The sequence below is a fragment of the Rathayibacter rhapontici genome (assembly GCF_001995175.1).
Taxonomy (GTDB): Bacteria; Actinomycetota; Actinomycetes; order Actinomycetales; family Microbacteriaceae; genus Rathayibacter.
The window spans coordinates 1-4,048 of the sequence record NZ_MUKN01000110.1 but is presented as its reverse complement, the minus strand read 5'-3'; the positions used below and the strand labels follow the sequence as shown (position 1 = coordinate 4,048).

Genomic DNA, 4,048 nt, shown 5'->3' with positions numbered 1-4,048 from the left:
CGGGGGCGAGGCAGCGCGAGGAGCCGGGCCAGGTCGCCGCCGCGGGCCGCCGCCATGAACGCGTCCACGACGCTCCGCTCGGACACCGGCCCGTCCTGCCCGGCGCTCGCGACCTTCTCGCGCGCCCGCGAGGCGAGCTTGCGCGCGGCGGCCGGCGAACGGTCGAGGATCCCGCCGATCGTGTCGAAGGAGTAGCCGAAGGACTCGTGCAGCACGAGGGCGACCCGCTCGTTCGGGGCGAGCCGGTCGACGACGACGTGCAGCGCCCGCCCCACCGCCTCGCTCCGCTCCACGGAGTCGGCGGGATCGACGCCGGACGCGGGGTCGTCCTCTCGGGCCTCGACCGGTTCGGGGATGCGGGCGCGGAGCCGGTCGAGGCAGAGCCGCGTGGTCACCGTGGTCAGCCAGGCGGCGGGGTTCTCGAGCACGGCGTCGCTGCCGTGCAGGCGCAGCCAGGCCAGCTGGACGATGTCCTCGGCCTCGTGCCGGTCGCCGAGCAGCCGTGCGGCGAGCCCGGTCAGCCGGCCGCGCTCCGCCTCGAACACCCCGGTCCCGTCCACGCGCCCACCCTACGGCCGAGAGGGTGCTCGCGGCCCTTGCCCGAGCGACGGCCGGTGTGGGACGGTCTCCCCGTCCGCCGGGCAGCGGCGGCCCTGAGCGGAGGAGCGGCCCGTGGGACTCGTGCGCATCGACCTGTTCGCGTCACTCGACGGCGTCGCCCAGTCGCCGGGCGGACCGGACGAGGATCCGCAGGGCGGTTTCGCGTTCGGCGGCTGGCAGGCCCCGCTCCTGGACGAGGTCGCCGGAGGCTGGGTGCAGTCCGGGATGGAGGGGATGGACGCACTGCTGCTGGGCCGGCGGACCTACGAGATCTTCGCCGACTACTGGCCGCGGCACGACGACGCCGGCATCGGACGGCTGCTCAACTCGATCCCCAAGTACGTCGCGTCCCGTCGAGGCGTCCCCCTGCCGTGGGAGCGGTCGGCCCTGCTCGGACCCGACCTGACGGCGGCGGTGCACGAGCTGCGGGCGCGCCACGAGCGGATCCACGTGATCGGCAGCCTCGACCTGGTGCAGAGCCTGCTCGCCGAGCGCCTCGCCGACGAGCTGACGCTCTGGGTCCATCCGATCGTGCTCGGGGCGGGCAAGCGCGTCTTCGAGGGCGCGGCGGCCCCCGCGATGCTCGAGCTCCTCGAGCCGGCGGCCACCTCACCCCGCGGAGTGGTGCAGCTGCGCTACCGGGTCCTCGGGTCCGAGCCGCCGGTGGGCGACATGACGGTCTGACGTCCTCGGGCTCAGGTCAGGGTCGTGTAGACCTTCGCGATGCGCCCGTCGACGACGAGGCAGATGTCGAGACCCGACACGACCGGAGGCGCTCCGTCGGGCCCGAAGTTCCAGGCGAGGTGGCCGAGGTCGTGGTTCTCGTAAGCGGGGCCGGCGGCCGAGAAGACGAAGCCGGGGGCGTCGTCGAGCAGGCGCTGCGCCTTCGCGTGCAGCGCCTCGTGCCCGACGACCACCTCCTCGGGGTCGAGGACCTCGACGTCGGGCGTGTAGGTGCGCGCGATCGCTGCGCGGCGCTTCTCGGGATCGCGCTCGCCGAAGACCTCGACGAGGTTGGCGTGCAGCAGGGCGTCCAGGGGCATGGTTCTCCTTCGTGGTGGTGGGGCGTGTCAGGGCGACGACGGCGAGCGTTCGGTCCAGTCGATGACGAGGCGGCGCACCGCGATCCTCCAGCGGCCGTCGATCCGCTCGAAGCGGTCGAGGTAGCGGATCGACATGGTCAGCAGGGACCGCTGCCCGGCGTCGTGCAGCAGGTGGAGCGCGAGGCAGTACGTCTCGCCCTCGGCGATGTCGGCGGTGGCGAAGCGGACCGACGACTGCCCGTTCAGGTAGGTCGTCGCGTCGTACTGGGCGATCAGGCCCTCGAAGGTCCGCACGAGCGCGTCCCGCCCGCGGATCGCGTCGACCGGCTCGGTCGTCTCCGAGTCGCCGGAGACGAGGAGCAACTCGCCGTCGTCGGCGAACACCGAGGCCTCCAGCACCGCGTCCCGGCGGTCGGCGCCGCGCGCGCAGGTGTCGACGAGCTCGCGGATCGCGACGCGGTCGATCAGGGTCGCGAGAGTCTCGTCCACAGCGCTCCTCGGGTCGGTGCGCTCAGAATAGGTGAAGTTTCACGCGGAAGGGAAGAGGCGCCTACGGATGGTCTGCAGGCCGCGGAAGGGTGCCGTGCTCGATCAGCCGGTCGTAGACGGCGTCGAGCGACTCGCGCATCGCCGCCATCCGCTCCGGGTCGAGCGCGTCGAGGAACGCGCGGCGCACGAAGTCGATGTGACCGGGCCCGGCCTCCCGGAGCGCCGAGCGCCCGACCTCGGTGAGCACGACCTCGGTACTGCGCAGATCTCGGGGCGCCGGCCGCGTCTCGATCAGCTCGCGCTCGCGCAGTCCCCGGAGCCGGTGCGAGACGCGGCTGCGCTCCCAGCCGATCCGCGCGGCGAGGTCCGCGACGCTCATCCGCCCGTCGGGTTCGCTCGTCAGCGCGACGAGCACGTCGTAGTCGGCCAGCGACAGCCCGGTCGCCGTGCGGAGCTGGTGGTTCAGCTCGTAGCGGAGCCGCAGGTGCACCTTCATGTAGGAGTACCAGACGGCCGCCTCCTCCTCATCGAGGAGGGCGAACGGCGACTCGGCCGGGACCTCGCGGGGCTCGCTCACGGTTCCTCCTCCTGCAGCCCGCGACCGCAGGGCGCTCCGACGCTACCGCCCGCGCCGGGTCAGCGGATCGTGTGGGCCGTGATCACCGCGGCGGCGCGGGCGAGCTCCTCCACCAGGTCCTCGTCGCCCAGTCGCGGCGACGCACGGAGCACCTCGACGCTCACGGCTCCGTAGCGCTCCTCGACGCGGGCGGGCAGGGCCGCGCCGGCCTCGGTCAGGCGGAGCAGGACGCTGCGGCGGTCCTTCGGGTTCGGCAGGCGGTCGACGAGGCCGGAGGAGGCGAGGCGGTCGAGGAGCGCGGTCACGGCTCCGGTCGTCAGGTTGAGCTCGAGGGCGAGCATCTTGGGCGTGAGGCCGGGGAGGTCGACGATCGTCTCGAGGGCGGTCAGCTCCGAGAGGCCGACGCCGAGCTCGGCCGCGATGCTGCTGCGCAGCTGGCGCTGGGCGCTCTCGAGCAGGCGGAGCGCATGGCGCAGCGCAGCGACGGGCGCGTCGACCGCCGCGTCATCGGGTGGAGGGGTGGGAGTCATGGGGTGCCTTCTCTGACGGGGGAGCACCTCGGCGCGGTGCCCCACTAACAGGGGGTTTTCTGGGAATTGCCCGGTATCTTGATCGCGGAGTAGCTTAATCATCAAGCAATCGCACCAGCGAGACGAACTGCCCGGCAGTTCACCTTCTACCCGATCAGGAGTCCTGTCATGTCGAACCACACCGCTTCCGCCAAGACCAAGCGCGTCCGATTCGCCCCGCTGGTCGTCGCGACCAGCATCGCGGCCGCCGCCCTGCTGTCCGTCTCGATGTCCGGGACTCTGTCGGGCTTCGTCGCCAGCATCACCAACTCGAACAACACCGCCGCCTCCGGCACGCTCGTCATGGAGGAGAAGTCGACCGGCACCACGCCCGTCACCTGCCTCAGCACCGACGGCGGCACCGTCAGCACCAACACCGCCACCTGCTCCACGATCAACAAGTTCGGCGGCTCGACCAACATGACTCCGGGTCAGACGGTCACCACCGCGATCACCATCAAGAACGCGGGCACCGTCGCCGCGAACACCTTCACCCTCACCCCGGGTGCCACCTGCGCCCAGACCACCAACGGCACCCTCAGCGGCACGGCGACCGACTTCTGCTCCAAGGTCAAGGTCGTCATCACCTCCGGCGCCACCGAGATCTTCAACGGCACCGCCGCCACCCTCGCCGGCTCGCCCGTCAAGTCCCTCGGCGCCGTCGCCGCCGGCGTCAGCACGCCGTTCAGCATCGCCGTCACCCTCGACTCGGCCGCCAACAACACCTACCAGGGCCTCTCCGCTTCTCTGCCCCTGACCTGGTCCTTCGC

The 4,048-nt window shown here is 72.1% G+C and carries 7 protein-coding genes; 2 read left to right on the top strand and 5 right to left on the bottom strand.

Annotated features, from left to right (window positions below; genetic code table 11):
- Positions 1–560: sigma-70 family RNA polymerase sigma factor (locus tag B0T42_RS18755; RefSeq protein WP_077224482.1), on the bottom strand; the 560-nt coding region annotated here is incomplete at its 3' end.
- A 112-nt stretch (positions 561–672) separates the two neighbouring features.
- Between B0T42_RS18755 and B0T42_RS18750 the strand changes: the two genes are divergently transcribed.
- Positions 673–1,284 carry a dihydrofolate reductase family protein gene (locus B0T42_RS18750; protein ID WP_077224480.1) on the top strand — a complete coding sequence of 204 codons (612 nt, stop codon included), beginning with the start codon at positions 673–675 and terminating at the stop codon, positions 1,282–1,284.
- A gap of 11 nt (positions 1,285–1,295) precedes the next feature.
- On the opposite strand, the gene B0T42_RS18745 is transcribed toward B0T42_RS18750, so the two are convergent.
- The 4 genes from B0T42_RS18745 to B0T42_RS18730 form a co-directional block, all read right to left on the bottom strand.
- Positions 1,296–1,643, bottom strand: coding sequence for a nuclear transport factor 2 family protein (locus B0T42_RS18745; protein ID WP_077224479.1), 348 nt, complete (start codon positions 1,641–1,643; stop codon positions 1,296–1,298).
- A 27-nt stretch (positions 1,644–1,670) separates the two neighbouring features.
- Positions 1,671–2,132 (bottom strand): nuclear transport factor 2 family protein, encoded by a 462-nt coding sequence (locus tag B0T42_RS18740; RefSeq protein WP_077224478.1) that lies wholly within the window; start codon positions 2,130–2,132, stop codon positions 1,671–1,673.
- Between the two features lie 61 nt (positions 2,133–2,193).
- Positions 2,194–2,709: a MarR family winged helix-turn-helix transcriptional regulator gene (locus tag B0T42_RS18735; RefSeq protein ID WP_236720417.1), complete on the bottom strand. Its 516-nt coding sequence runs from the start codon at positions 2,707–2,709 to the stop codon at positions 2,194–2,196.
- Positions 2,710–2,768: 59 nt separating this feature from the next.
- Positions 2,769–3,239, bottom strand: a complete 471-nt coding sequence (locus B0T42_RS18730) for a MarR family winged helix-turn-helix transcriptional regulator (protein ID WP_077224477.1) — start codon at positions 3,237–3,239, stop codon at positions 2,769–2,771.
- A gap of 168 nt (positions 3,240–3,407) precedes the next feature.
- On the opposite strand from B0T42_RS18730, the gene B0T42_RS22100 reads away from it, so the two are divergent.
- Positions 3,408–4,048 (top strand): hypothetical protein (locus B0T42_RS22100; protein ID WP_077224476.1); only part of this gene is annotated, 641 nt, incomplete at its 3' end.

Bases quoted from the DNA above. Each gene is read 5' to 3' on its own strand.
- B0T42_RS18730 (WP_077224477.1), bottom strand. From the start codon at position 3,239: ATGACTCCCACCCCTCCACCCGATGACGCGGCGGTCGACGCGCCCGTC.
- B0T42_RS18745 (WP_077224479.1), bottom strand. From the start codon at position 1,643: ATGCCCCTGGACGCCCTGCTGCACGCCAACCTCGTCGAGGTCTTCGGC.